Source organism: Paraburkholderia xenovorans (genome assembly GCF_046030735.1).
In the GTDB taxonomy this organism is placed as follows: domain Bacteria; phylum Pseudomonadota; class Gammaproteobacteria; order Burkholderiales; family Burkholderiaceae; genus Paraburkholderia; species Paraburkholderia xenovorans_A.
In genome coordinates this window covers 1-1692 of sequence record NZ_JAQQBV010000096.1, presented here as the reverse complement: position 1 = coordinate 1692, position 1692 = coordinate 1, and the positions used below count along the sequence as shown (strand labels likewise).

1 protein-coding gene is annotated in these 1692 nt (G+C 63.2%); it reads left to right on the top strand.

Translation table 11 applies throughout. From position 1 onward, the window contains the following. The first annotated feature begins 124 nt into the window (after positions 1-124). A complete protein-coding gene (locus PQQ51_RS34255) occupies positions 125-1549 on the top strand; it encodes an ISNCY family transposase (RefSeq protein ID WP_408501612.1) in 1425 nt (474 codons plus the stop codon). Positions 1550-1692 lie beyond the last annotated feature (143 nt).

The following is a 1692-nucleotide window of genomic DNA, read 5'->3' as shown; positions in this document are numbered from 1 at the left end:
ATAAATTATCAACATTATGGTTGTAGCAGCAAGATGAGAGTGTCGTGTTTCAGCAAGATACAGATGTCGTGTTTTGCAGCTGGTGCCATGCTCGGTGCTTCCGGTCAAACGATGGGAGCCCAGCATGCGTCAAGCCGAACTGGTGACACTGAACATGCGCGAACTCGACCGGTTGAAGATGGTTCAGGCGATTGTTGAGATGGGACTGAAGCCCGGTCGTGCCGCCGAACGGCTGGGGCTGAGCGTACGGCAGGTGGAGCGCCTGGTGATCCGTTATCGGGCATCAGGTGCCGCCGGATTATGTTCAGGCCGGCGCGCCCGGCCCGGCAACCGGAAGCTGGACGAAGGTCTGGCCGTGCGGGCGCTGACGCTCATCCGTGAGCGTTACGCGGACTTCGGCCCGACGCTGGCGTGCGAGAAACTGCGTGAATGCCACGGCATCACGCTGTCGAAGGAGACCGTGCGTCACCTGATGACCGACGCCGGGCTGTGGATTCCCCGCCGGCAGCGCCCGCCGAAGATCTACCAGCCGCGGGCACGGCGGGCGTGTGTCGGCGAGCTGGTGCAGATCGACGGCAGCGAGCATCCGTGGTTCGAGGCGCGGGCGCCGGCCTGCACGCTGCTGGTGTACGTTGACGATGCGACGAGCCGGCTGATGGCGCTGCACTTCACGGCGACCGAATCGACCTTCAGCTACTTCGAGGCGACGCGCGCGTATCTGCAGCAGTACGGCAAGCCGGTCGCGTTCTACAGCGACAAGGCCAGTGTGTTCCGACCCACACATACGCAGACCGGCGACCGGGGCGTGACGCACTTTGGCCGGGCGATGTACGAGCTGAACATCGATACGTTCTGCGCGAACAGCAGTTCAGCGAAGGGCCGCGTCGAGCGCGCACACCTGACACTGCAGGACCGGCTCGTGAAGGAAATGCGGCTGCGCGGCATCAGCACCATTGCGGCCGCCAATGCGTATGCGCCCGCCTTCATTGCCGGCTACAACGCCCACTTCGCGAAACCGCCGAAGAGCACGTTCGACGCGCACCGGCCGCTGCGGGAGGATGAGGATCTGGACGCGCTGCTGACCTGGCGTGAACTGCGGCGTGTGACGAAATCGCTGACGGTGCAGTACGACCGCGTGATGTACCTGCTGGACGACACCCCGGCGAACCGGAAGCTGATCCACCGGTATATCGACGTGTGGGAGTATCCGGACGGGCGCATCGAGGTCAGGGCGGATGGCGCTGCCCTTGCCTGCATCCCGTATGACCGGCTGGCTGGGATCGATCAGGGTGCAGTGATCGAGCACAAGCGACTGGGGCACGCGCTGCAGGTCGCGCAGGCGTTGCAGGCGCAGCGTGATGACCGGCGTGCCTCGGGTTCGCCGTCGCGCACGAACCGCGGGTTGCCGGCCGAACGTGATCAGCGCGAACCCGGCACGAAGAAGCAGCGCGAGTTCACGCGGGCCGACGTCAATGAGGTGATCGTGCAGATCGCGCAGCAGCCGAAGACATCTTCAAAACCTGGCCGTCGGTCTGCAGGATCCGGCTGAACGGACTGACACGCCCTGCCCGTTCACGCGCGCTCCTTCAACGCTACGTGAGATTCAAACCGTTAAAGACAGAGTCAAACTCAACGTCAAAACCCGACATTTCTAAATAGCTGCCGCTACGACATTTGAAACCAGCCTTGACA

Bases quoted from the DNA above. Each gene is read 5' to 3' on its own strand.
- PQQ51_RS34255 (WP_408501612.1), top strand. From the start codon at position 125: ATGCGTCAAGCCGAACTGGTGACACTGAACATGCGCGAACTCGACCGG.